Consider the following 25,851-nt stretch of genomic DNA (forward strand, 5'->3'; position numbering starts at 1 on the left):
GTGTGTCACCTTCGTTCGGGAACTTGCAGCTGTGCCGCGTCGCATCATCAGAGGGCTCTGGCCCGTCGGTATCCTGGCTTTTACGCTGGTCCTCAACGGCTGTATCGGAACACATGGAATCAAACCGCAGGGCACTGTCCTGCACGCCGACAGCCTGGCCACGGATCAGGCGATTCAGAGCGCTGCCCTCGACGCCCATTGGCCCGCAGCGCAATGGTGGCGTGCCTACGGCGATGCGCAACTGGACCACTGGGTCGAGATGGCGACGCTGGGCAGCCCGAGTCTGGCACTTGCCGCGGCTCGTGTGCGCCAGGCGAGAGCGATGGCGCAGGTCGCCGAGTCCGCCGAGGCTGTGCAACTGCAAGGCAACGCCAGCCTGATGCGTCACGACTGGCCCGAGGATCAGTTTTATGGCCCCGGCGCGCTGGCCGATACTCGCACCTGGGACAACAATGCGTCACTGGGCCTGAGCTACGCGCTGGATCTGTGGGGACGTGAACGCAACGCCAGCGAGCAGGCCGTTGATCTGGCGCACGTGAGTGCTGCCGAGCAGCGTCAGGCGCAGCTCGAATTGCAGGAAAACGTGGTGCGCGCCTACATCCAGCTGTCCCTCGACTACGCCCGACTGGATATCGCAGAGGCGGCACTGGCCCAGCAGCAACAGATACTCGACCTGGCGCAGCGTCGCCTCAAGGGCGGGATCGGTACGCACTTCGATGTCAGTCAGGCCGAAACCCCGCTGCCTGAGGCGCATCGGCAGATCGACGCGCTGCAAGAGGCCATCGCGTTGGGTCGAAACCAGCTGGCCGCGCTGGCAGGCAAGGGGCCGGGGCAGGGTGCGGCCTTGCAGCGGCCTGCGCTGTCCTTGCACACCTCACTCACATTGCCCTCGACATTGCCTGCCGAACTGCTGGGCCAGCGGCCTGACGTGGTGGCCGCTCGCTGGCAGGTGGCGGCGCAGGCGCGCGGTATCGACGTCGCGCATGCGGGCTTTTATCCCAATGTCGATCTGGTCGGCAGCCTGAGCTACATGGCCACGGGCGGCGGCATGCTGGAGTTTCTGACCGGCAGCAAACTGGGTTACAAGGTCGGGCCGGCCATCAGCCTGCCGATCTTCGACGCTGGACGCTTGCGGGCGGAACTGGGGCAGGCGTCGGCTGCTTACGATCAGGCCGTTGCGCATTACAACCAGACGCTGGTGATGGCGCTGAAAAGTGTCTCCGACCAGTTGATTCGGCGTGCCTCGATGGACAAGCAGCAGGCACTCGCTGCCGAGTCGGTGGCGTCTGCGCAAAAGACCTACGACATCGCGTTGATCGCCTGGCAGCGCGGCCTGACCGATTACCTGAACGTGCTCAATGCGCGCACGCAGCTGTTTCGCCAGCAGCAGATTCAGCAGCAGGTCGAGGCCGCGCGGCTGGAAGCCTACGCCGGGCTGGTGGTGGCGCTGGGCGGTGACGGTGGCGAGAGTGGCAATCCCAATGGTCATTCCGCTGACACTGCTGCCAAGTCCGGGGGCGGGCAATGATCGCCTCGCTACAGCGCATCACCGACCTGCCGTGGCGTCGCGAATTACACAGCTGGGCGCGCAGTGACGGGGTGACCTGGGTTTACATCTTCAAGGTGCTGCTCGCCGCATTCCTCACCTACTGGCTGGCACTGCGCCTGGAACTGCCGCAGCCGCACACGGCGATGATCACGGTGTTCATCGTCATGCAGCCACAGAGCGGACAGGTGTTCGCCAAGAGTTTTTATCGCCTGCTGGGGACGCTGGCCGGGTCGGCGATGATGGTGCTGTTGATGGCCCTGTTTGCGCAGAACCCGCTGCCGTTTCTCGGCAGCCTCGCGCTCTGGGTCGGTCTGTGTTCGGCCGGTGCGGCGCGCTATCGCAACTTTCGCGCGTACGGTTTTGTGCTGGCCGGGTACACCGCCGCCATGGTGGGGCTGCCTGCCCTGGCGCATCCTGAAGGTTCGTTCATGTCGGCGGTGTGGCGGGTACTGGAAATCACTCTGGGTATCCTGTGTTCCACGGCCATCAGCGCAGCGGTGCTGCCGCAGAGCTCCAGCGCAGCGATGCGCAACGCGCTTTATCTGCGCTTCGGCGGGTTCGCGCGCTTCGTGGTCAACGGCCTGCGCGGCGATATTTCACGCACTGAATTTGAAACCGGCAATGTACGTTTTGTGGCCGAGGCCATCGGCCTTGAAGGGCTGCGCAGCGTCACGGTATTCGAAGACCCGCACATGCGTCGCCGCAACGGTCGACTCAACCGTTTGAACAGCGAATTCATGGCGGTCACCACGCGCTTCAATGCCCTGCACCAATTGCTCGAGCGTTTGCGTCTCGAACAGGCCGATCAGGTGTTGAAGCATATCGATCCCGGCCTTGAAAACCTTGCAGAGCTGCTCGACGGATTCGCCGACCGCGCCTTGACCAACGATGACGCGGCGCTGCTGGTCACGCGTCTGGAGTCGTGCAGGGCGCACTTCCCCGAACGGGTCAGAAGCCTGCGCGCCGAGTTGGAGCACACCCTGCCCAACGACGCCGAACGACTGGACTTTCACACCTCGTTCGAGCTGCTGTACCGCCTGCTCAGCGAGTTGCTCGACTACGCACGAACCCACGCATCACTGGCCGACCACAGCCATGAGCGTGAACAGTGGAAGGGCTCGTTCGTACCGCGTACCCACTGGATGACCGCGCTGGCAGCCGGCGCCCGGGCGACCTGCGTGGTCGGTCTGATGAGTGTGTATTGGGTGCTGACGGCGTGGCCCAGCGGCGCGAGCATGGTCCTGGCCTCGGCGGCCACCGTTGCTCTGTCGTCGACCACCCACAACCCCAGACGCATGTCGCTGCAAATGGCTGGCGGTACATTGCTCGGCGCGCTGTCGGGATTTATCGAGACCTTTTTTCTGTTCCCGCACATCGACGGTTTTCCGTTGCTGTGCCTGCTACTGGCCCCGGTGTTTGTGCTCGGTGCATACCTGGGCTCACGTCCACAGTGGACGGGATACGGACTGGGGCTGCTGATTTTTTTCAGCCTGGGCTCGGTGCCGGACAACCTGACGGTCTACGACCCCTACACCTTCATCAACGATTACCTCGCGATGGTCGTCGGTATGCTGATCTGTGCCGCTGCCGGAGCAATCATCCTGCCGCCCAACAGCCGCTGGATGTGGCAACGCCTGGAACAGGCCTTGCGCAATCAAGTGGTGTTTGCGATCAGCGCGCCGCTCAAGCGTCTGGGCTCAAGCTTCGAAAGCCAGACCCGCGACCTGATGCATCAGGCGTACGGCCTGGCGATTGGCAAACCGCTGGTTCAGCGCGAGTTGTTGCGCTGGATGTTCGTGGTGCTGGAAATCGGCCACGCCATTATCGAGCTGCGCCATGAACAGGCGCTGCTGCCGATTCACCCTGCCTACGCCGAGTACCAGCCCTGGCGCATCGCGCTGCGAGTCATGGGGCGCGCTTTGGTGCGGCTGTTCATCCAGCCTGATTCGGTCAATCTGCAGCGCTGTCTCTCGGCAGTCGATCAGGCCATCAAGCGGGTGCAGGAGGCCGATGAACCCTTCGCCTCGCATTTCGATACGTCGGTGCTGCGCCGGGTAAAAAGCTACCTGCACTTTATCCGCACGTCACTGCTGGACCCGCAATCGCCGCTTGCCGCTTATGGTGTTGCGCGAGCCGCTTCAGGACTCGCCCATGCCGCGTGAAATAGCCTTCCACGGTCTGTATATGCCGACCCTCACGCTGATCTTTCTGCTGGCCGTGGTTCTGGCATGGGCGCTGGATCGTCTGCTGGCTGGTTTTGACCTGTATCGGCATTTCTGGCACCCGGCCTTGCTGCGTCTGAGCCTGTTTATCTGCATCTTCGGCGCGTTGGCGCTGCCCCTTTATCGTTGACGCCTGAGTCGGGAAAAATCTCTGGATGAAAAAGTTCTTCAGTCTGTTTGCCACGTTGCTGGTGCTGGCAGTCGCGCTCTGGATCGGTCGTACGCTGTGGATCGACTATATGGATAGCCCATGGACCCGCGATGGCCGGGTGCGCGCCGATATCATCAACGTGGCCGCCGATGTGTCCGGCACTGTGGTCGAGGTGCCGGTGCGTGACAACCAGTGGGTAAAGCGTGGCGATTTGCTGATGCAGATTGACCCGGAGCATTACCGGATCGCCGTAAAGCAGGCGCAGGCGTTACTGGCTTCACGCAAGGCAACCTGGGAGATGCGCAAACTGAATGCCAGGCGGCGTGCCGACATGGATGAACTGGTCATCTCGGCGGAAAATCGTGACGACGCGAGTAACGTAGCCACCTCGGCCCTGGCCGATTACCAGTTGGCCCAGGCGCAACTGGAGGCGGCCGAGCTTAACCTGTCACGCACGCGGGTACTGGCGGCGGTGGACGGTTACGTCACCAACCTCAATGTCCATCGCGGTGACTATGCGCGTATCGGTGAAGCGAAGATGGCCGTGGTCGACATGAACTCGTTCTGGGTCTACGGCTTCTTCGAGGAAACCAAATTGCCGCACCTGAACGTGGGCGATCCTGCCGATATGCAGTTAATGAGCGGCGAGGTGCTCAAGGGTCATGTCGAAAGCATTGCACGCGGCATCTACGACCGTGACAACCCGCAAAGCCGCGAACTGATCGCCGACGTCAACCCGACTTTCAACTGGGTGCGTCTGGCCCAGCGCGTGCCGGTGCGTATCCATCTGGACGCTATACCTGAAGGCGTACTTCTGGCAGCGGGAATGACCTGCACGGTGATTGTCAGGCCGGTAGACGGCTGATGCTTGAGGACGCGGAGCGTCCAGAACGGCATGCCGACGCGGAGCGTCGCACGATAGGCAGGTGATCGTTCCGCACGCTCCAGCGTGGGAATGCAGTTCGTGACGCTCTGCGTCACAAGTCGGTGTTCAATCCAAAGCGTTTTCTCAGGCCCATATCCAGTAGCCCTTTGGGCAGCACCCACGCCATCAGCGGCAGCAGGCGTGAGCCGTTGCCAAGACGCAGAAGGCGTGGCGGATGGGTGTGTTGCACGGCCTTGAGCAAGTCTTGAGCGAATGCTGTGGCGGGGGTAGGGTTGTCCAGTGAAGCTCTGGCGCGTGCACGAATGCCTTCGCGAATCGGCCACCACGGCGATTGCTCACTGATCAACTGCTCGGCTTCGTGGCTGGCATTCTGCGCAAAGCTCGACGCGATCGCGCCTGGCTGAACCTCCATCACCTGTACGCCGAATGGCGCCAACTCCAGACGCAGCGCATCACTGAGCGCATGCACCGCCGCCTTGGATGCGCAATAAGCGCCCGCGAACGGCGTGACCAGCACACCGGATACGCTGCCGATGTTCACCACCAGCCCCTTGTTGCGGCGCAGTGCCGGAAAAAGCGCCCGGGTTACCCCGACGACGGAAAACACATTGGTTTCGAACTGTCGCTGCAAGGCCTGCACACCGCCGTCGAGCAGGGGACCCATCGCGCCATAGCCAGCGTTGTTGATCAACACATCCAGGCCGCTGTGCTCCAGACCGGCGGCCAGTTGCTCCAGCGCCAAGCTGTCGTTGACGTCCAGTTGTACGGCGATGAAACCCGCTGCACTGAGTGCCGCGACATCGTCGGTCTTGCGCGCAGTGGCCCAGACTTCATAGCCAGTGGCCTTGAACGCGTCGGCCAGAGCACGGCCGATTCCGCTGGAACAGCCTGTAATCAAAGCGATGGGCATGAGGGAGATCCTTGTGGTCAGTCCGAGAAACTGCCTTGTAGATGTTCTGCGCGAAATTCCAGGGTTTGCGGGCGGTACCCGTTGCGCAGTGCCGGCACCGGCACGCAATCCTGCCACGTGCCTTTGGCCTGAAGTTCACCGGGGCCGCGATAGCGTGAGGATGCGTAGGTGTTGTCGATCAGATTCACTGAATCACCAGGTGCATAGGCCGCTATTCGCCAACGCAGTTCCTGCAGGGTGACCTGATTGGTGTTGGTGATGCTGACCTGCAACGGACGATCTGCCGGGCAGTTTTGCGGATCGTAACTCAGGCGGATATCCAGACGCTCAAGCTGGCGTGTTTCCCGGCTGTCCTGCCAGATGACGATGGCCGCCACCGCCCCAAGCCCGACCGCCGCAGCCAGCGAGACGGGCAATGCCTTCGCCGGGTAGCGGAGCAGAAGGATGAGCCAGGTCAGGATCAACAGGATGCCGATAAACATGCAGGTCTCCAGCAAAGGTAATGCTGGACATCCTACAGAACCAGGGAGGGGGACGTCGCGCAAATGAAAAGCCCCCGACAACTCTCTGCGTATAAATCTACGCAAAGAGTTGTCGAGGGCTGTGTTACCTGTAGCGTGCAGCTAAAACCCTATCAACGAGCGATAGTTTGCGTCTTCACACCCGCTTCCAGCGCGTTCGAGCGACCGTAGATGTCTTCGAAACGCTCGATGTCGTCTTCGCCCAAGTAGCTGCCCGATTGTACTTCGATGATTTCCAACGGGATCTTGCCTGGGTTGCGCAGGCGATGGACCGAGGCGATCGGGATGTAGGTGGACTGGTTTTCGGTGAGCAGGAACACGTTCTCGTCACAGGTCACCTGCGCAGTACCGGATACCACGATCCAGTGTTCGGCGCGGTGGTGGTGCATCTGCAGCGACAGGCAGGCACCCGGCTTGACGGAGATACGCTTGACCTGGAAACGACCGCCCATGTCCACCGAATCGTAGGAGCCCCACGGACGGTACACTTCGAGGTGGTTCTGGGTCTCGGTGCGGCCCTGTTCGTTCAGGGTGGCGACCATTTGCTTGACGCCCTGGACCTTGTCCTTGTGGGCAATCATCATCGCGTCCTTGGTTTCGACGACCACGATGTTGTCCAGACCGATCACCGACACCAGTTTGCCGTTGCCGTGGATCATGCAGTTGCGGCTGTCCTGGATGACGACGTCGCCCTTGGTGACGTTGCCGTTGGCGTCCTTGGCGTTGACTTCCCACAGCGACGACCAGCAGCCGACATCGCTCCAGCCGGCCGACAGCGGTACGACGCAGGCGCGCTGGGTTTTTTCCATGACCGCGTAGTCGATGGAATTGTCCGGGCAGCAGGCGAAGGTCGAGGAGTCGATTTCAAGGGCGTCGCCGTCCTGCACGCTGCGCTCAAGGGTCAGCAGGCAGGTGTCGTAGATGTCCGGGTCATGCTTTTTCAGTTCTTCCAGGAAGCGGCTGGCGCGGAACAGGAACATGCCGCTGTTCCAGTAGTAGCCACCGGCTTCGACGAATTCCTTGGCGCGTTTTTCGTCAGGTTTTTCGACGAACTGCGACACGCGGCTGACGCCTTCCGGCAGCAGGGCATCGGCGGTGGACTTGATGTAGCCATAGCCGGTTTCAGGCTTGTTGGCCGGTACGCCGAACAGCACCATTTCGCCACGCTCTGCGGCGACGGTCGCCAGTGCCAGTGCGCGTTGCAGGGCTTTCTGGTCTTCGATGACGTGGTCGGCCGGCAGCACCAGCATCAGGCCGTCGTTGCCTTCGTTGACCAGCTTCATGGCAGTCAGTGCAACGGCGGGTGCCGTGTTGCGGCCGAACGGTTCCAAGAGGATCGCCTGGGTTTCCAGGTTCAGCGCAGCGAGTTGCTCGTTGACGATGAAACGGTGGTCCTTGTTGCAGACCACGATAGGCTCCTGCATGCCCTCGAACACCAGACGCTCCAGGGTTTGCTGGAACAGGGTGTGCTCGCCGGTCAACGCCAGGAACTGTTTAGGGAATTGTTTACGCGAAAGCGGCCAGAGTCGTGAACCACTACCGCCTGACAAGATAACTGGAATCATTTTGTTTCTCCAAAAGCATTCAATTAGGGCCGTACGAGGTGTCTGTCGTTTCTGTCTTGTTCTTGTTCCGCGCGGGTCGGTTCAACGCTGATGCCCTGAACCGACCGGCATAATCCGTTTAGCGGGTAGCGACCGGTGGCTTGACCCACACTGGCGAGAGGCTGCTGCCACTGCCGGTGATGTAGAGCACAGCGGCTTCGCCACGCTCCAGTGCCACAGGTTTCAAATCGGTGACTTTCTTGTCGCCGTCGTACAGCGCCAGGCTGACTTTGACCGGGTTGATTTCACGCTCGCCGGTGCCTTTGGCCGCAACGGTGTTGACCACTTCGGTCTTGCCGTCAGCAGTTTTCAGGGTCAGGGACTTGTCGCTCAGGTTCTGCACACGAACCAGGGATTTCTGCTTGTTCTTGAACGGTGGCTCTTCGACCAGCTGTGGCTTGCCGCTGGCGTTGTTGACGATGGTGTAGTAGTGATCACCCGCCAGTTTCACCGGCAGGCTCTGGCTGCCCAGCTTGGCGGTGTAGTCGCCCTGCGGCATGAAGCTGAACGCAGTGCTGCCCAGTGGCGCCACTTCGTTGAGATTGGTGTTGCCAACGGTGGCGCTGATTTCAGCGTTGCTGGCGTTGTAGACACGCACGAAGGTCGAGCCTTTCGGTGCGGTCGGGCCGTACAGGGCGGAGTCACCGGCGAAAGCCTGCAGGGACATCAGGCCCAGACCTGCGGCCATTGCGCAGGTTTTGAAAATGCGTTTTGCGGCCGAACGGTTGGCAGTAGTGTTGAAAGTCATGAGTCAGTCCTCTCAGTTTTGCGCCCGGTTGGGCGACTCGGATTGTTTGGCGTTGAGCGCCACGTTTTCTTGGGTGTCACGCGATTTCTTCAGCTCGGCGATCCACTTCGGATCGAACTCGCCAAGATCGTTGTGTGCCGGCAGGTAGCGCTCCGGGAACTCCCAGATCACCACTTGCGGCGGGGTGTTCTTAAAGGCGTCGGTCTGCAGGTACTTGAGCATCGGCAGGATCGGGCCATGGCCGTCTTCGGCGTAGTTGACGACATCGCTGCGCAGCGCTTCTTTCAAGGCGCCGACGAAGTTCCAGTTAGGGTTGGCGCTGTAGCTGGTGCCCACCAGACCCACCGGGATGTCGCTGTCTGCGAACAGTGCGTCACCGCCTGCCGCTTCGTCTGCTACCGGATCGGTACTGCGTTTCTGCAACTCGTCCGGCTTGGGCAGCATGTTGCTGAACAACGGATCGAGCGGCAGGAATGTAGTCAGGTCACCTTTGTAGGCTTCGGTTCCTTTGGCTTGTGTGACGAACTGCTCAGGTTCACCTTCCAGTGGTGTTTTCTGGGCAATCGCGGCGCTCAGTTGCTGCGCGGCGACTTCGGCACCCATTGGCGTCCAGTGGGTGTCGGTGCGCAGGAAAACCTGGCCCTGTTGCTTGGCAGCTTGCAGCGGCGCCAGCAAGTCCGGGGCAAAGATCCCGGCCTTGGCGACCTGAGCGTGGAACTGCTGATACAGGTCGGTGTGCAGGCTGGCAGGCTTGTTGTCACCGATGTGTTCCGGGTACAGACGGGTCTTCGCCGGAACGATCGCCAGGACCAGTTTGGTGCCCTGTTTTTCCAGCGCGTCACGCACACCCTGAATGATCGCCAGGTTGTCGGCTTCGTTCTGCTCGCCGTTGGCAACCGCATCGAACTCTTCGTCGGTGTACAACCACTGGTCCTTGCCGAGCACGACGCCCGGACGACCTTCGTTGAACAGTTTGAAATCCAGCGCCGCCCAGAGGTTGGTGCCCAGGCGCTTGATCGGGAACTCATCGTCGTAATGAGTTTCCGCCGCCTTGGTCCATTTGCCGTTGAGCACAGTGGTCTCGGCCGACGTCGAGAAGGTGCTGAAGCTGCGCAGCGACCAGACGCCCAGGACCAGCAGAATGGCCAGGAAGATGGCGATGTAGAGGATTCGTAATGAACGCGTCATGTCAGGCTCCTCAGAACTGGAAGTAAAGGAACGGCGAGAAGCTTTGCGCCGAAAGTTTGAGAATCGAAGCCACGAACAGCAGCAGGATCAGTGCACGCATGGCGTAACGTGGCCAGTCGGCAACCCAGTACGCAGGCTGCACCTGAGCTTCGCTGCCCACGGTGTAGCCTGGCAGGTGCAGACTGCCGGGAGCATCGCCGGGAACGGCCTTGATGGTGCCCGGTTGGGCGGTCGCAGGACCGTCAGCCTTGGCGCTCTTGCCGGTGTCTTTTTCGCGGTTCTGGTAGAAGTCGCGCAGACCGAAGAACGCCAGCGTCAGATACGCCACCACCAGTGTTGCCACTTGCAGACCGGTCAGGCTGGCGCGGTTGAGTTCCGACAGCTGCCACTCGCCGAAGCTGAACATGGCGCTGTACATACGACCGGCGACATGCAGGTTTTCAGCGCGGAAGATGACCCAGCCTATGACCACCAGCAGGAAGGTCAGTGCCCAGCGGATCGGGTTGAAACTGTAGGGTTTGGTGTTGATACCGACCGCTTTTTCGATCGCCAGCCACATGCCGTGCCAGGCACCCCAGATGATGTAGGTGACGTTGGCACCGTGCCACAGACCGCCGAGCAGCATGGTCAGGAACAGGTTGCGGTAGGTCGCGAACTTGCCGCCGCGGTTGCCGCCCAGCGTGATGTACAGGTAGTCACGCAGCCAGGTGGACAGGCTGATGTGCCAGCGACGCCAGAACTCGGTGATCGATTGGCTGATGTAGGGCTGTTTGAAGTTTTCCATGAAGCGGAAACCCATCATCAGACCCAGACCGATAGCCATATCGCTGTAACCGGAGAAGTCGAAATACAGTTGCGCGGTGTAGGCCAGCGCACCCAGCCAGGCATCGCCGGTGGTCGGGTTTTGCAGGGCGAAGCAGTGGTCGGCGACCACCGCCAGGGTGTCGGCGATGAACACTTTCTTGATGAAGCCCTGCATGAAGCGCGTGGCACCTTCGGAGAACTTGTCCAGCGTGTGTGTACGGTTGTTGAACTGGTCGGCCAGATCGCGGAAACGCAGCACGGGGCCGGCGATCAGGTGCGGAAAGATCGCGACGAATGCAGCGAAGTCGATCAGATTGCGCGTGGCCGGAGTATCGCCGCGGTAAACGTCGATGATGTAGCTGATGGACTCGAAGACATAGAACGAGATACCGATCGGCAACAGCACGTGAGTCAGGATGAACGGTTCCAGACCCATCGAGGTCATGGCTGCGTTGATGCTGTCCACGCCGAAGTTGGCGTATTTGAAGTAGCCCAGAATACACAGGTCCACTATCACGCCAAGCAGCAACCATTTCTGTGCCGGCTTGGTCCGCACACCTGCTGCGCCTACCTTGAGACCGATCCAGTAGTTCCAGACGGTCACGCCGACGAACAGCGCCAGAAAGTCCACTCGCCACCAGGCGTAGAAGATATAGCTGGCAATCAGCAGCAGCAGATTGCGATAGCGTTGCCCGCTCAGGTAGTACAAGCCGAGGAAAATCGGCATGAACAGGAACAGGAACACGTTGGATGAGAAAACCATCCTTATCTCTCCGTTTGTCCAACATTCAAGGGCTAAAGCCCCCCCAAACCCCCCGTTGAAATTGGGGGGTAAAACACGTCGCGTTACGGCTTGTCGGTGAGGCAGCTCAGGCGAGGTCCGGTCTTACGGATTCAGCGCCTGGGCGTGCCTCTTCGCGAGCAAGCCCGCTCCCACAAAGAACTCTGTGAATCACGAACCGTCGTTATCGCCCTTGTCGCCTTTCTCGTGCGTCGGGTCGTAGACCTTGGTCAGGTCACCGCCCAGACGGAATGTCTTGAATGGCTGCTTTTCGTGTTTCTCTTCAAGCACATCCGGGCTGCAGGTGTAGAGCGAGCAGTACGGTTCGAGCCAAGCGAATTTCGGATCTTTCTTCAGGTCCGTCATGTCCTGTTTCTCGCCGTTGTGTTCAGCGAAAATCGAAGGATCCTTGACGCCGGCCAGCACCCGGTCGCCCAGACGCTTCAAGGCGCCATTGTTTTCCGGACGCAGGTCCACGCCATTGGCCTGGGCGAAGCTGGCAATCATCGCGAGCGGCGGCAGTGCATAGTTGTGATACGACAGTGCCCGCTGACGGCGCTTCATCTCGTTGGGCAGGAAACCGTCCTTGTCCACTTGATTGGCAGCGACCTTGTATTCCTTCACGGCCCAGTCGAACAGGTCCTGACGATTGGTGGCGACAGCGGTTGCCATCACCGACCAGGCAGCCCAGTACGAGTGGTTGTTGATTTTTTCCAGCGGCAGATTGCTCCAGTCGCTGACCACCTGATCGGCCAGCTTGCTGAACCAGGTCTCGATGATCTTCGCGTCTTGCTGACGATTGGCCAGCGGGTGCGACTCGGAGAACTTCAGACGCAGGTAGGCGGAGGACATGCTGCCCAGTGCCCATTTGCGCATGGATTTACCGGTGTGGTTGAACTCGCGCGACTCCAGCGCATCGGCCTTGGCCCAGGTGGTCATCATGTTCAGCGCACAATCGAGTTGTTCCGGACGACCGTCGCGCATGTACTGCATCACGACTTTGCTGACGCCACGCTCAAGGGTGGTGATGTCCTTGGTCGCATCGCGGAACGCTTCTTCGGATACCGCATTGAGCGTTGCGCGTGCCTTGTCCGAACCCTCGTACTTGCTGCGGAAGACCAGCTTGTCGGTGTAGGGCTTTGGAATGGCTTCACAGCTGAAGTTGTGATCGCCCGTCTTCATTTTTTCGATCGGGGCGTCATAGCCCTTGGGTGGAACCAGTGCGGCGGACGCGCCCGTGGCCCAGGCCATCGATGACAGGATTGCCATCGACAGCAGGGTAGGGCGTATCAGTTTAGGAGTCTGCATAAGTCACCTCATAGTCCGGCTTGAGCGGTGTGTGTCGCAGCGCTCGGGAACACGTTGCGTTTGCATACTTTGGCTTCGACTTTTTGTGGTGCCGTGCCTGCTTCCGGTCCCTGGACTTCCAGCGCCAGCAGTTGCTGGTCGGCCCAATCCTCATCCTCGCGCAATTCAAAGGCGAAGCGTCCATCGGTGTCTGACGTTTCCGGCTTCTCGATTTTCAGATCCTCATGGCGACCGTTCATGTACCAGAGTCTGGCCTGAAGGACTTTCACCGAGGTGTCGTCAAACTTGATGTCGATCTGATTGCTGCCGTTGCGAATGTCCTTGATGCCATTCTTGCCATTGACCAGCAATTCGTTGGTACCCGGCTTAAGCGTGGTGCTGGCGCTCATGACGGCAGGCTTGCCTTCACAGCCGTTGTCCAGCAGCGACATCATCTGGCGATAGATGGTCTCCTGATCCAGGCGATACAGCGGCGAGAATTCCCAGATGAGGATCTTCGGCGGACGCTTCTGGAAGTCTTCACTGCCCAGATACTGCAGCATCGAACCTTCCAGGCCACCACCAGGGAACGCCACGTTCAACACGTCAGCGCCCATGTATTCCTGCAGGAAGCCCGCGAAGTTGTAGTTCTTGCCGCTGTGGCTGGTACCGACCAGGGTGATTTCCGGGTTACCGGAATCGCCGAACAGGTCGCCGTCGCCCGCCTCACCCTTGGGCTCGGTGGTGAACTGGTCCATGTACTGGATCGCGTAGCTGGTACCGCACAATTGACCTGCCATATTGTGCAAAGTGCCCGTCTTGCCCATGCGCCCGGAAATATGGCTTTCGAACTCACGCTTGGGGATATCGCCGTAGGCCGGAATCTTTTTCACGGTTTCGGCGACGATCTTCGCCGTACGCTGTGCGCCATACGGCGTCCAGTGCTGGTCACCGCGGAAGTAGAAGTCATGCGCCTGCTGCTCGTTGGTCAACGGTGACAGGTCAGGGACCCAGTAGCCCATCTTGCTGAAGCGGCCAAGCATGGCCTGATAGTTTTTCAGCGCCTTGTCGTAGTCGAATTTGTCGCGTTCGGCCGGGAACAATTTGTTGCGATCCACCAGGCCACGGGTCGGCTGATACACCACGACCAGTTCGACGCCTTTGCTCTTGAACGCATCGTGCAGTTGTTTCATGCGGCGATAGCCGGCAGGCGTGGTGTCGAACTCGGTGCGCAGGTCTTCCTGAGTCCGGAACAGCCAGTCACCCTGAGCCTGGACCAGCGTGGTGAAGTTCTGCTGATAGCGCGTGGTGTAGTTTTTCGCATCATGCGCGGCCGGGCACAGCGAGCAGCAAGGCTCGGCCTTGAACGTCGGCGCTTGCGAGTCGTCTGCCCGAGCGACACCAGCGGCGGCCATCAAGGCGGCGGTGAGGCTGGACAGGCTCAACAGCTTGATCAGATGTGCGTGCATAACAATACCCTTCCTCATTCCCGCAGCTCGGTCTGGCTTTCGACGGGGTCGATCAATACGGCTTTCTTCTGGCGTACCAGCAGGTCGAGGATTTCGTCCTGGCGCTCACCGAGGACGCCGTTGAGGCTGATGCCGACTTCTTTGGTAGGCATCAGCATCGAGACGCGATACAGCTCGACACTCAGTGGCGAGTCGATGGACAGCGGGCCGGAACCATTGCTGGACAGTTCGCCGCCAACCATGATCAGCGAGACCTGAGCGTCGAACGGATCGAGCTCAATGTCGCGGTCAGTGTCGCTCAAGTCCTTGATGTGGCCGTAAACGCCCATCAGGCCGTTGCCCATGGCGACGTTCTCGTACAGCTTGATATTCACGCTGTTACGCACGCGGATACCGTGGCGGCGGTTGGCGATCACGCGATTGCCCCACAGCAGGTTGTTGCCGCTTTCGTACAGGGTGATGCCGTCAGTGTGGTTCTGGTAAATCTCGTTGTAGGCGACGATGTTGCCGACGCTGTTACGGTCCAGAACCACGCCGGACAATTTGTTGTTGTGGCTCTTGTTGCGGAAGATGAAGCTGTTGTCGACTTCCCGGGAAATGATTATCCCGTGCTTCTTCTTGGTCCCGTAAACGTCGTTTTCGGCGATGATCAGACCGTGCGAACGGTCGTGCGGGTCAATGCCGTAAATGATGTTGTCGCGGTAGGTGTTGCCTTTGACCACGAAGTCGCGGGTTTCATAGCAGTAGAAGCCGTACCACATGTCCGAGAACTCTGAATCGATGATCCAGCCCGTCGGTTCGGCACGCTTGAGAATCTTCGCGGTGTTGGGTGTGTACTGGGAAATACTGATGCCATAGGACTTGCTCTGGTCGTAGCCCATGCTCGCCATTTTGGTATTGGCGATCCAGGTTTCCGAGCCACCCCAGGTCAGCAGGAAAGGGCGAAACTCGTCAGGCTTGCGATAGGTCGCCAGGCTGTTGCGGGTTTCACTCCAGGCGTTGACCTGAGTGTGAGTGATCAGCATCTTGCCTTCACTGACGATGAACGAGCCCTTTTCCTGAGACAGACGCAATTCCTTGGTCTTGCTGTCGATCTCGAAGATCCCGGTTTCCTTGATCAGGATTGGCAGGCGCGCCACATAGACACCTGGCGAGACCTCGTTGAGGAACTGCTTGGGCACCTTCCTGGCCAGGTCCTGCAGGCTCACGTAGCCGTCGGAAATCATGATGGCCTGGGGGATGCCGCGCTGACGGTTGACCCATTCGGCCATCTTGTTATCGCCGCCGATGAATTCCTTCAGGCCGGTTTCTTCCATCATCCGTGAAACAGTGACCTTGCCCGGTTTGTTGCGCACGATCTTTTTCAGGGCGGCTTCGGCGGTGTAGCCCTTGAGGTCGGGCAACACCGGCTTGGCCATTTCCAACGGCTCGGTCGGCGGGCTGGTGATGGTGTAGGTCTTGGCCTGGTGCAACTCCTTGACCACCGCCTTCTGTGTGTCGGGTACGACAGGCGCGTTGGCCAGCGCCACACCGCTGGCCAGCAGCAGGGCGCTGGTCAGCAGTGCGCTTTCGAGCAGGGTGTGCGGCCAGTGTCGGCTACGCCCGTTGCTTGTATGACTGTTCATCTCTGGCACTCCTTTGGCGGTTCGCATCAGAAGCGCCAGATGACGTCGACAACAGCGCGGTGCATGTAGCTGTCCACGTTGTTCTGATACGCGTCGCCTGGCTTGAAGACACCTGCGCGCAGGCGCACCAGTGCCGAAGGTTCATCGAACGACTGGCTCAGCGAGGCTGGCAGCAGGCCTTGCTTGAAATACTTGGTCACGACCAGGTCCATTTCCTGACCCAGGTCCTTGCTGCCGTCTTCCAGCGGCAGCGAGCTGAACGTACCGTTCTGGTTGTCGTTCACCGCGTTGATGCCCGAGCCACCGATACCGGTGTTGCCGTCCACGCGACGGAACTTGTGGTAGATCAGCGACGCGTCGTATTCCTCGTTCATCTGCCAGGAGGCGAACAGCGAGCCGGTTTCCACGTTGGCCATTTCGCCCTGGAAGGCTTCACCGAAACGATGGATGCGCGAACGCGTACCGGTCCAGTTGGAGCGGTTACTTTCCAGACCGTTCTGGACGTAGTCCTTGCTGGCGCGCGAGTAGGCGGCGCCGACTTGCCATTGCGGGTCCAGACGCAGGCGCAGGCCCAGGTCGGTGGCCCAGCCATTCATGTCACGGCTGTTCTTTTCGCCGGCGATGAACTGGTCGTTGGGAGCGGAGGTCACGCCGATCTCGTCGCGCGTTCCGTTCAGCCAGGTCAGGCTGCCCCAGTAGTTGAGCTGATTGGTGTTGCTGCGATAGTTGTAGGCATCGCTGTCAGCCTGCAGGCCGACCCAGGTCAGATCGCCATTGGAGGTCTTGTCCAGATCATCCAGCACCTGGCCCTGCGACTTGAGCTTGCCGTCGTCGGCACTGTGGTGAGCACGGATACCGGCCCAATGGCCTGGTGTCCACTGGTAGCTCACCGAGCCGAACAGGTGCTTGCGATCTTCGTCGTCAGGTGCCAGTTCGGTCAGGTCGGTGCGGTATTCGCTGAAACGCTGGGCAGCACCCAGTTCAGCGCGCAGCAGCGTGGTATCGAACGACCAGTTGATGGCCTCGATATTGGTGTCGTGCCATTGACCGTCGTCGTTACGCAGACGCTGACGACCGACTTTCAGGATCTCGCCAGGGTAGGGCGTGAAACCGCTGTAGCCGATCCAGAACTCACGCAGTGCGGCGTAGGTCTTGTCGGCTTCGCGCTCGCTGGCCGTGCCACGCGAAGTCTGGGTGCCGCTGCCGTCGCTGTTGCTCTGCTCCAGCGGGTCGGTCTGAATGATGTCGGTGGCGGTGACCACCTGGCCCATCGCGTAACCGCTCCAGTCGCCGCGCTCGCCATAGACCCAGGGACGCAGGTCCAGGCCCACACCGTTGACGTCGCCGCCCGAACGGGTGCCCAGATCGCGATCATCCTCGGCCTGCGCCGTGGCTTTGATTTCGATACCGAAATTTTGCGGTTGTTCGGTCAGCGCTGCCAGTGTCGGGCAGGCCCACAACAGGGTGAAGCCAAGGCCCATGCCGGCGGCCATCAGGGGATTCAACTTCATAATGCTTCCTCACCGTCTTTTTCTTCTTGCAGGGCCTGCAATGCCATCGCGTTCTGAGTGGCGTTAGCGCCCCGGACTTTTTGCTCGCGTGCCAACAGGTCTTTGGCGGTGGCGAGCTTTTCAGGCGGCAGTTGTGTATTGAGGGCCTCGGCAAGCTCGGTCGCTTGCGGGGTCTGACTGGCCAGCGCCAGTTGCGCGAACACCCAGGCGTTGACCGGGTCGGGCATAGTGCCCTTGCCCTGCGAGAACAATTGCGCAAGGGCGAAGTCGGCGCTGTTCTGGCCACCACGGGCGGCGGTCAGCAGCTCGTCCACGGCTTTTTGCGAGTAGACCTGGCCCAGGTAGCCGCGACGGTAGATCTGACCCAGGTAGTAATGGGCAGAGATTTCCGTGGCGGTGGCTTTCTTCAGGTGCTCCTCGGCCTTGAAGGCATCGGGCGTGACCCATTTACCTTCGTAGTAAAGGCGTCCAAGCAGCAGCTCGGCGCGAGGCTGGTCTGCCGCGCGGCCGTTGTTCAGGTATTCCATCATCTTGTTGACGTCACCCAGTTCGGGGAAGTCGTAAAGCAGTTTGGCCAGCGTGACCCACGAGATCGGGTAGCCCGGCGCAACGTTTTCCAGCAATTGCTGAGCGGTCTTTTCGTCTGGCGTACCGATGGTGGAGTCACCCAGTACGCGCGCGACGCTGTCCACACGTTGAGCATTGACGCGGCCAGCGGCGTAGTCGCTCTTGAGCTTTTCGATCAAGGCCGTGCGCTGCTCGGCCTGGCCACGTGTCTGGTAGACAGTGGCCAGTTCCACGTAGCAGATATCCGTGGCCGACAGCGCCTGTTTGCAGATGCTCTCGACCTCATCGAGGTGTTGAGCATATGTGCCTTGAGTGCGATACAGCAGCACCTGGGCCAGACCTGCCTCCGGATAACCGGCAGCGCGCCACTCACTGATCTTCTGCTGCGCATTCACTTCAGGGAAGGTGTGCGGGTATTGCAGATACAGCATCGCCAGCGGGATCAGCGTGCCGGATTCGCCATTGGCGAAGGCCTTTTTCAGCAGGCCTTCGGCTTCGCGATGTTCGGCTTCGGTAGCGTCGGGCTTGGCAGCCAGCAGGCGGCCCAGGCGCGACTGCGCCCGGGGGGAGGTCTGCGCGGCAGCGCGGTAGGTAGCCTCGGCCTGCTTGAGCTGAGCCGGGTCGCGAGTCGCGACCTGAATATCAGCCAGGCCGACTTGCGCGTCGCTGTAGCCCAGGTCCGCCAGCTGCCGATAGTTCTGCTCCGCCAATGCAGTGTCGCCGTTTTTCAGGGCTTCATTGGCAAGGCGTTGATCAGGCAGGCCGGCACAGCCGCTCAGGCCGAGCGCGACGGCGAGGCTCAGTAGCGTGGGGGTCGACAGGCGTCGTAGTGGGCTGTTCATGGTTACAGACCCGCAGCCATTGCTTTATCGATCAGCCAGTTCACGGACGGGCCGCGATCGCTGACCACTTCGACAGGGCGACCGGCAAGCGAGCTGCTCAGGCTTTCGTCAGGCTTGATCTGCACACGGATGTCGGTGGACAGGTCGGCGTCGCTCAGGTTGGTGCTGCTGATGATCTGACCCGTGCGCAGTTTGTCTTCGCCAGCGATCTGGAAGCTGACACGTGTGCCTGGCTTGACGTCGTTGAACTGGCGATAGGTGAAGCGAGCTTCAACCGTGGCCGGCGCGTTGCGTGGCACCAGTTGGAAGATCACCTGACCCTTGGACGCGAACTGACCGTCGGCAACCAGCTGGCGAGCCACGACGCAATCGCACGGGCTGGTCATGGTGCCGCTCATCTGCTTGCCATACAGCTCTTCGATCTTGGCTGGCTGCAGGTCTTCACCGGTCAGGCTGCCCTTGAGCATTTCCAGCATGCTGGTGTTGAAGGACGCCAGTGGCGCGCCTTTGGCGGCTTCGCCATTCTGGGCGACCAGGCTTTGTACGGTACCTTCACGCGGCATGGTCACGTCCATGCTTGGAATGGTGACCAGACCAGCCGATGCATGGCTGACGAAGTACAGGCCGTAGATCGTCTTGAAGATGAAGCCGAAAGCGGCCAGACCGACAATGAACACGCCCAGGCTGAAGGTCACGGCGCGCAGGCGACCCATGGCGCTCATGCCGCTGTCCTTGCCCTTGACCTTGCGTGCCTTGGTGAAGTTATCGCGCTGCAGCGTGGCCAGCACTTCGCCCAGGGTGACGACTTCGCCGGACAGGTGCGAGGTGATCAGGTGGCGCAGGGTAGCGATGTCCTGAGGTTCCAGATTCTGGAACTGGCAACCGATGCGGTTGCTGGCGTTGTCGATCGAGCGCACCTGCAGATCGACGTCCATGGCCAGGCCAAGATTGTCGATGATGAATTGCAGGCGTCCCTTGACGATCTGCCCTTCGCTGAATTTCTGCCCGGACGGAGCAACGAAGCTCAGGCCACCGGCCGACAGGTCTTCGACACGTACCAGTGGCGCGTTGGGCTGATCATTCAGCAGGCGCAGCTTGGCAGGGATCTTGATCCGCGCGTGTTGGCGCTGGGCTTCGGATTCATGTACGACGTTCGCATTCACGGCTGTATTCATGGCTATTTTTCCTACTTAAGCGATTAATCCGTTGGCCCGGTCAAACCATCGTCAACAGCACAGCGACGAAGATGGTGCCAGCCGAGAAAGTCATGGTTCGGGACGACCACGTGTTGAACCAGCCCTGAAAGCTGGCCATGTCGCGGCTTAGTTTGGTGTCCTGGCGAGTCCAGGACTGGCGGTCCAGGCGGAAGAAGACATAGATCTTCATCAGCGCGCCGACGATCTGGTTGTAATAGAGAATGATCGGGTAGGCGGGCCCGATCCTGTGTCCCGAGAGGGACAGCAGCAGGGTGAGGATCAGACGGGTCATGCCGATCCACAGCAGATACATCAACAGGAACGCGCCGCCATACTTGAAGCTGGCGATCAGTGCGACGGTCAGACCGAGGATGGAGGTCCACATCGACACACGCTGGTCGAACAGTACGATGCTGGTGAAAATCCCCAGGCGACGTACGCCCAGACCCAGTGCACGCGAGTTCTGACGCAGGTTGTTGCCGTACCAGCGATACATCAGCTTGCGGCTGGCTTTCAGGAAGCTCTTCTCGGGCGGGTGTTCCACGGTGTTGATCGCTGCGTCCGGCACGTAGAACGTGTCGTAACCCAGGCGCATCAGGCTGAACCAGCTGGACTTGTCGTCGCCGGTCAGGAAGCGGAAGGTGCCCAGACGCCAGTGATTGAGCGAGTCGCTTTCCACGTCGGCAATGAACTCGGGGTCGGTTACCACGGTTGCGCGGAACACCGACATGCGACCGGTCATGGTCAACACGCGTTTGGACAGGGCCATCGAGCACATGTTGATGTGACGCTGAGCGAAACGCAGCTTGTGCCACTCGCTCATGATGTAGCCACCACGTACTTCACAGAACTCGTTGGTGGTCAGGCCGCCGACGTTGTCGAACAGCTGGAACCACGGCACGGTCTTGGCGACCACACCTTCGTTGAGCACGGTGTCGCCGTCGATCACTGCAACCACGGCACGGCTGTCAGGCAAGTGACGCGAGATGGCGCGGAAGCCATAGGCCAGACCGTCGCGCTTGCCGGTGCCCGGAATGCGTACGAAGTCCAGCTTGACGCGCTCCGGCGGGTTGAACTTCGCCCACATGCTCTTGACCAGCAGCTCATCGGACATTTCCACCAGCGAGCAGACGATAGTCGTCGGCAGGCCGCAGTCGATGGCTTCGCGGATAACCGAGTTGTAGACCTGTGCGGTGGTCAGTGCGTCGATGCGGAAGCTGGTGACCATCAGAAACACATGGGACGGGTCTGCTGCGCTGCCCAGCTTGCGAACCTTGCGGCGCAAGTGCGGGTAGACGATGTACAGGAAAATCATCCCGCGCACGAAGTGCGTGATCCCCATCGAGTAGCGCCAGATACCAACGGCGCCAATCAGGAATATAAAGTTCTTCGACTGTGAGTCGAAGATACTGGTAGGCAATGCCGCGGCAAGGCCCATGAGTAAACTTAAATAGAACAGCCAACCTGCGGCCTGTAACAGGCCGTGCTTGAGCCTCTGCATAATCGTATCCCTAAGTCAGTTGCGAGCCTCAAGCCCCAGGCTGCAAGCACATTGCTTGAGCCTGTGGCCTGGAGCCTGGCGCTTGTGGCTTGCGGCTGATTTACCAGCAGATACCTTCGGCACGACCGTCTTCGCTGGTGGCGTTGGCCATGAAGCCCACCAGATCGATGACGCGCTTGCCTTCAGGGGTCTTGTTGGCGAGGGCGCGGAAACGCTCATCGCGGTTGCCGAGGATGATGACGTCGGAGTCATTGATGACTTGGTCGAAGTCCGAGTTCAGCAGCGAGGAAACGTGCGGAATCTTGGATTCGATGTAGTCCTTGTTGGCACCGTGAACGCGTGCATATTCAACGTTGCTGTCGAAGATGCTCAGGTCGAAGCCCTTGCCGATCAGCATTTCGGCCAGCTCTACCAGCGGGCTTTCACGCAGATCGTCAGTACCGGCCTTGAAGCTCAGGCCCAGCAGTGCAACCTTGCGGGTGTCGTAGCTGGCAACCATGTCGAAAGCGTTCTGTACTTGCGACGTGTTACTGCGCATCAGCGAGTTGAGCAGGGGAGCTTCAACGTCCAGGCTGCCGGCGCGGTAGGTCAGGGCACGAACGTCTTTCGGCAGGCAGGAGCCGCCGAATGCGAAGCCAGGGCGCATGTAGTACTGGGACAGGTTCAGCGCCTTGTCCTGGCAGACAACGTCCATCACTTCACGGCCATCGACGCCGACGGCCTTGGCAATGTTGCCGATTTCGTTGGCGAAAGTAACCTTGGTGGCGTGCCACACGTTGCAGGTGTACTTGATCATCTCGGCAACAGCGATGTCCTTGCGGATGATCGGTGCATCGAGTTCTTCGTACAGCGATTGCAGAACGTCGCCCGACGCTTTGTCGAACTCGCCGATCACGGTCATTGGCGGCAGGTCGTAGTCCTTGATCGCAGTACTTTCGCGCAGGAACTCAGGGTTGACGGCAACGCCGAAGTCAACACCGGCTTTCTTGCCGGAGCAGTCTTCCAGAATCGGGATAACGACGTTGGCAACAGTGCCCGGCAGTACGGTACTGCGAACCACGATAGTGTGGCGAGTGGCTTTGTCACGCAGGACATAACCGATTTCGCGGCACACCGATTCAATGTAATCCAGTTCCAGATCGCCGTTCTTCTTGCTCGGCGTACCGACGCAGATCATCGACAGGTCGGTGGCGCGAATGGCTTCGGCGAAGTCTGTAGTGCCGCGCAGTTTTCCGGTACTGATACCTTTCTGCAACAGCTCTTCCAGACCCGGTTCAACGATAGGTGATTTGCCGTTGTTGATCAGGTCGATCTTGGTGCTGGAAATATCCACACCAACTACTTCGTGACCGCGGGCAGACAGGCAACCGGCACAGACTGCACCGACGTAACCCAAACCAAATATGCTGATACGCATCGTATTCTCCTCGATTTTTCACGCCATAAATTGGCTGGATATTAATTTTGGCCAGCAGATGTCACGCGCCATCCCTCACGGCTAACAACGCCGTGGAACTAACGCAGGCATATTTAATGAGTGAGTGCCCAAAACAAGTAAGGCGAACTCAAATGACACTAAGTGCAAGCGGCAAGTAACCTGTCCGTTCGGTCAGGGCCTTGCTCTCCTTGGATGCAGTAAACCACTCCTTGTTCGACGATTGACGGCGGACCTCGGTAAGCATGCCTCTGGCGCAAGCCAGGGCCGTCCTGTTCGAATCCTGCGCATCACACCGGTTCGGCGCTTCGCCTGTCTACAACATCAACTAGTGATGTGAGTTTAGTTCTGGTACCTGACGCCAGGATCACGTGGGCCTGGCTTCCTTGTCGGTAACTTCCCGTTTTTCGAGGCGACCTGTAAGTGATCTCTTACACGTCAGCCCAGAATTGTTACGGGATGTAGGAGCGTATGAATTCGTATTTAGTTCCTGGCCACTCGTCCTGATTTGCAGATTTTGCGGTATCCGATTTGTCACAGGGAGGGTATCGAGATGATGGCTTTTTTCGTAAAAGCCTCGATTTACGAGGGGTGTAGAGGGGTGAATATGAAAGTGCCACTACTGTAAAAAGCTGAAACGCCACTAGTTAAAAAAATGGATTTTTTTTTAAGAAAAAATCGCACGTGAGTGGCGAGTCGAAAAGTTGACGTTTGTCTGGCGTCATGAAGTTGGCATTTGGTGTTGGATCGTAGGACAGGCCGTGTAACAGCGCTCTGTTACACGACGGTTACATCATCTAGTGTTCTGCGATGTTGCGCAAAAACACCAACTTGTCAGGGGTCGACTGTTCGCGGTTGTAACGATAGCCCTGTGCATCGAACGCTTGTAATGCTTCGGGATTATTGATGCGCTCTTCTATAACGAAGCGGCTCATCATGCCGCGTGCTTTTTTCGCATAGAAGCTGATGATCTTGTACTGGCCGTTCTTGAAGTCCTTGAACTCGGTGTCGATGATCCTTGCCTTGAGCGACGAACGTTTGACGGCAGAGAAGTATTCAGTCGAGGCCAGGTTGAGCAGCAGGTCGTCGCCCTGGTCTGCCAGCGCTTCATTCAGCCATTCGCTGATCCGCGTGCCCCAGAAGGCGTAGAGGTCCTTGCCGCGAGCGTTGGCCAGCCGGGTGCCCATTTCCAGCCGGTAGGGCTGCATCAGGTCCAGTGGACGCAACAGGCCGTACAGACCTGACAGCATGCGCAAGTGGCCCTGCGCGTAGTCGAGCTGCGTTTCGCTCAGCGTTTCCGCTTCCAGGCCCGTATAGACGTCACCCTTGAAGGCCAGCAGTGCCTGCTTGGCGTTGTCGAGGGTGAAGTCCGGGTTCCAGCTGCCAAAGCGTGCCGCGTTCAATCCGGCCAGCTTGTCGGACAGGTGCATCAGTTCGCTGATCTGCGCCGGCGTCAGTTCACGCAGCTGCTCGATCAACACCCGGGAATGGTCCAGGTACTGCGGCTGAGTGAAGCGGCCGGTCGTGGGCGGTGTCTCGAAATCGAGGGTTTTTGCCGGGGAAATCACCATCAGCATGAAATCGTCTCCTTTTATCGTCCGTGGATTCTAGGGGCTGACAGCCTGCGACTCCAGCGATGGTGGCAATAGAGACCGTTCCGCGGGTGATGCCAGCATGACCTGCGGCTTTGTATGCGCGCCGACATAAGAAGCCCGGCGCATATCAGCTATAGTGGCGCGCTGGTCATGACGTTAATGGTTGATCGAGAGGACATCGGGTTTGCGTATCGTTTTAGCAGTGTGTGCAGGTCTGTTCTGGCTTCAGGCGCAGGCGGCAGCGCCGGTCATCGCCACCATTGACCGCAGCGTCTGGCCTGAACGGCTCGAGACGCCGGGGTTGTTCGACGTCGCGTCGCGTGCGGAGATCCTCGCTTTTGCCCACGAGCTGTACCTGAGCGAAAAGCTCGATGAGGAGGGCCTCAAGCAGCGCCTCGGCCTGCGCTTCGTCAACGTGCCGTCGTTGAATGTGGTTCGTCATCGGCTGTGGCTGCGGTTGCTGGAGAACTACCAGAACGCACAGAAGAGCTGTGAGCAGGACGCCAATTTCTGTGTGCTGGTCGAGGACATGGATCAGTTCCGGCAGCGCGCCGAGGAATACCAGGTATCCAACGATTCGTTCTACGCCAACTGGGCCAGACCCAGCGCCGCATTCCACCAGCGTTATCTGAACGAGCTGCTGTTCATGGCAGCCCTGTTTCCGCAGACCAGCAGCGAGATCGAACGCTACAACTCCGATGAGATGAGCGGCGACGAGATGCCGGATCGCACCTTCATGCTCAACTTCGAAAGTGGCCCGAGCCCGGCCGACGGTGGTACCGACTGGCTGGCTGACTTTATGCGCCAGCAGAAAATGACCGCCACCTTCTTCGTGCTGGGCAAGAGTCTTCAGGAGCGTCTCGACAGCACGTCGGTTGCAGGTTTGCAGGCGCTGTATCGCCAGCAGTGTGTGGGCATCCAGGGCTGGGAGTACCGTTCGCACAGTCAGTGGCTGGACTGGCAGAATTCAGTGCAACGCAGCGCGGCACTGGTTCAGCAGGTGTTGCCGGACAACTTCGTGCCGCTGTTTCGCCCTCCTTATGGCCATCGACGTGCCGACAGCGGCAACTTCTTCCGCACCGAGCATTTGCGCGTGTCATTGTGGAATATCGACGCCGAAGACGACACTGGAAGGCTTTCTGCAGAGCAGGTGGGCGACCGTGTACTGACACTCATGCTGCTCTGGCGCAAAGGGACGGTGGTATTCCACGATGTGGCCAACAAGGCGCAGTCGGCGCTGCCATTGCTGCTGGCCAATACCGCGCAAAGCGAGTTGATCTGGGACGATTGCCGAAATATCTCTGAAGCGCCCGAAGAACAAGGGCTGCAGAGCAGTGAAGAGGCTGCGCCGGAAGGGGAATGAAGGCAGATTCGGCGTGGGCGGACTTCCGACTTTAAACGTGCGGGGTACGTCCGCCAAGTCCTATTCGTCAGGCTGTGAAATAAACTTCAAAAAACT

20 protein-coding genes are annotated in these 25,851 nt (G+C 59.7%); 5 read left to right on the forward strand and 15 right to left on the reverse strand.

All coding sequences use genetic code 11. The annotated features are described in order from the left end of the window. Positions 1–31: 31 nt before the first annotated feature. From ACW55A_RS01025 to ACW55A_RS01040, 4 genes are read left to right on the forward strand one after another with little or no spacing between them, the layout of a single operon-like run. A complete protein-coding gene (locus ACW55A_RS01025) occupies positions 32–1,528 on the forward strand; it encodes an efflux transporter outer membrane subunit (RefSeq protein WP_455807884.1) in 1,497 nt (498 codons plus the stop codon). Continuing rightward, complete coding sequence (locus ACW55A_RS01030) at positions 1,525–3,711, forward strand: FUSC family protein (protein ID WP_455807883.1); 2,187 nt, start codon at positions 1,525–1,527, stop codon at positions 3,709–3,711. Before ACW55A_RS01025 ends, ACW55A_RS01030 begins: the two co-directional genes overlap by 4 nt. After that, entirely contained in the window at positions 3,701–3,901 is a 201-nt protein-coding gene (locus ACW55A_RS01035) for a DUF1656 domain-containing protein (RefSeq protein ID WP_003365425.1), read from the forward strand. The genes ACW55A_RS01030 and ACW55A_RS01035 overlap by 11 nt, the downstream gene beginning before the upstream one ends. Positions 3,902–3,926: 25 nt before the next feature. Further along, positions 3,927–4,787 carry an efflux RND transporter periplasmic adaptor subunit gene (locus ACW55A_RS01040; protein ID WP_003365423.1) on the forward strand — a complete coding sequence of 287 codons (861 nt, stop codon included), beginning with the start codon at positions 3,927–3,929 and terminating at the stop codon, positions 4,785–4,787. Positions 4,788–4,899: 112 nt separating this feature from the next. On the opposite strand, the gene ACW55A_RS01045 is transcribed toward ACW55A_RS01040, so the two are convergent. From ACW55A_RS01045 to yaaA, 15 genes are all read right to left on the reverse strand, one after another. Next, positions 4,900–5,718 (reverse strand): SDR family oxidoreductase, encoded by an 819-nt coding sequence (locus ACW55A_RS01045; protein WP_455807882.1) that lies wholly within the window; start codon positions 5,716–5,718, stop codon positions 4,900–4,902. 17 nt (positions 5,719–5,735) lie between these two features. Next, entirely contained in the window at positions 5,736–6,200 is a 465-nt protein-coding gene (locus ACW55A_RS01050; RefSeq protein WP_455807881.1) for a multidrug transporter, read from the reverse strand. A 152-nt stretch (positions 6,201–6,352) separates the two neighbouring features. Continuing rightward, positions 6,353–7,804, reverse strand: coding sequence for a mannose-1-phosphate guanylyltransferase/mannose-6-phosphate isomerase (locus ACW55A_RS01055; RefSeq protein ID WP_268950320.1), 1,452 nt, complete (start codon positions 7,802–7,804; stop codon positions 6,353–6,355). A gap of 118 nt (positions 7,805–7,922) precedes the next feature. Then, positions 7,923–8,591, reverse strand: a complete 669-nt coding sequence (locus ACW55A_RS01060; protein ID WP_054080674.1) for an alginate O-acetyltransferase AlgF — start codon at positions 8,589–8,591, stop codon at positions 7,923–7,925. 12 nt (positions 8,592–8,603) lie between these two features. After that, positions 8,604–9,779, reverse strand: coding sequence for an alginate O-acetyltransferase (locus ACW55A_RS01065; protein WP_455807880.1), 1,176 nt, complete (start codon positions 9,777–9,779; stop codon positions 8,604–8,606). 10 nt (positions 9,780–9,789) lie between these two features. Next, entirely contained in the window at positions 9,790–11,346 is a 1,557-nt protein-coding gene (locus tag ACW55A_RS01070; RefSeq protein WP_003365411.1) for an MBOAT family O-acyltransferase, read from the reverse strand. 189 nt (positions 11,347–11,535) lie between these two features. Continuing rightward, positions 11,536–12,672 carry a mannuronate-specific alginate lyase gene (locus tag ACW55A_RS01075; protein ID WP_003365409.1) on the reverse strand — a complete coding sequence of 379 codons (1,137 nt, stop codon included), beginning with the start codon at positions 12,670–12,672 and terminating at the stop codon, positions 11,536–11,538. A gap of 8 nt (positions 12,673–12,680) precedes the next feature. Further along, positions 12,681–14,120 (reverse strand): alginate O-acetyltransferase AlgX-related protein, encoded by a 1,440-nt coding sequence (locus ACW55A_RS01080; RefSeq protein ID WP_455807879.1) that lies wholly within the window; start codon positions 14,118–14,120, stop codon positions 12,681–12,683. A gap of 14 nt (positions 14,121–14,134) precedes the next feature. Beyond that, the gene (algG, locus tag ACW55A_RS01085; RefSeq protein WP_003433627.1) at positions 14,135–15,745 is read right to left on the reverse strand and encodes a mannuronan 5-epimerase AlgG; all 1,611 of its coding nucleotides are present in this window, start codon (positions 15,743–15,745) and stop codon (positions 14,135–14,137) included. Between the two features lie 26 nt (positions 15,746–15,771). After that, positions 15,772–17,256 (reverse strand): alginate export family protein, encoded by a 1,485-nt coding sequence (locus ACW55A_RS01090; protein WP_003433626.1) that lies wholly within the window; start codon positions 17,254–17,256, stop codon positions 15,772–15,774. Beyond that, positions 17,253–18,665: an alginate biosynthesis TPR repeat lipoprotein AlgK gene (gene algK / locus ACW55A_RS01095; RefSeq protein WP_003433625.1), complete on the reverse strand. Its 1,413-nt coding sequence runs from the start codon at positions 18,663–18,665 to the stop codon at positions 17,253–17,255. Before algK ends, ACW55A_RS01090 begins: the two co-directional genes overlap by 4 nt. 2 nt (positions 18,666–18,667) lie before the next feature. Further along, positions 18,668–19,840 carry an alginate biosynthesis protein Alg44 gene (locus ACW55A_RS01100; RefSeq protein ID WP_003365396.1) on the reverse strand — a complete coding sequence of 391 codons (1,173 nt, stop codon included), beginning with the start codon at positions 19,838–19,840 and terminating at the stop codon, positions 18,668–18,670. Positions 19,841–19,880: 40 nt separating this feature from the next. Continuing rightward, a complete protein-coding gene (gene alg8, locus ACW55A_RS01105) occupies positions 19,881–21,362 on the reverse strand; it encodes a mannuronan synthase (protein ID WP_002552255.1) in 1,482 nt (493 codons plus the stop codon). A 100-nt stretch (positions 21,363–21,462) separates the two neighbouring features. Continuing rightward, positions 21,463–22,779 (reverse strand): nucleotide sugar dehydrogenase, encoded by a 1,317-nt coding sequence (locus ACW55A_RS01110; protein ID WP_003365389.1) that lies wholly within the window; start codon positions 22,777–22,779, stop codon positions 21,463–21,465. Between the two features lie 815 nt (positions 22,780–23,594). Beyond that, complete coding sequence (yaaA, locus tag ACW55A_RS01115) at positions 23,595–24,374, reverse strand: peroxide stress protein YaaA (protein WP_455807878.1); 780 nt, start codon at positions 24,372–24,374, stop codon at positions 23,595–23,597. A gap of 202 nt (positions 24,375–24,576) precedes the next feature. On the opposite strand from yaaA, the gene ACW55A_RS01120 reads away from it, so the two are divergent. Next, positions 24,577–25,755: a polysaccharide deacetylase family protein gene (locus ACW55A_RS01120; RefSeq protein WP_455807877.1), complete on the forward strand. Its 1,179-nt coding sequence runs from the start codon at positions 24,577–24,579 to the stop codon at positions 25,753–25,755. The last annotated feature ends 96 nt before the right edge of the window (positions 25,756–25,851 follow it).

The sequence above is a fragment of the Plantibacter cousiniae (nom. nud.) genome, from assembly GCF_977070315.1.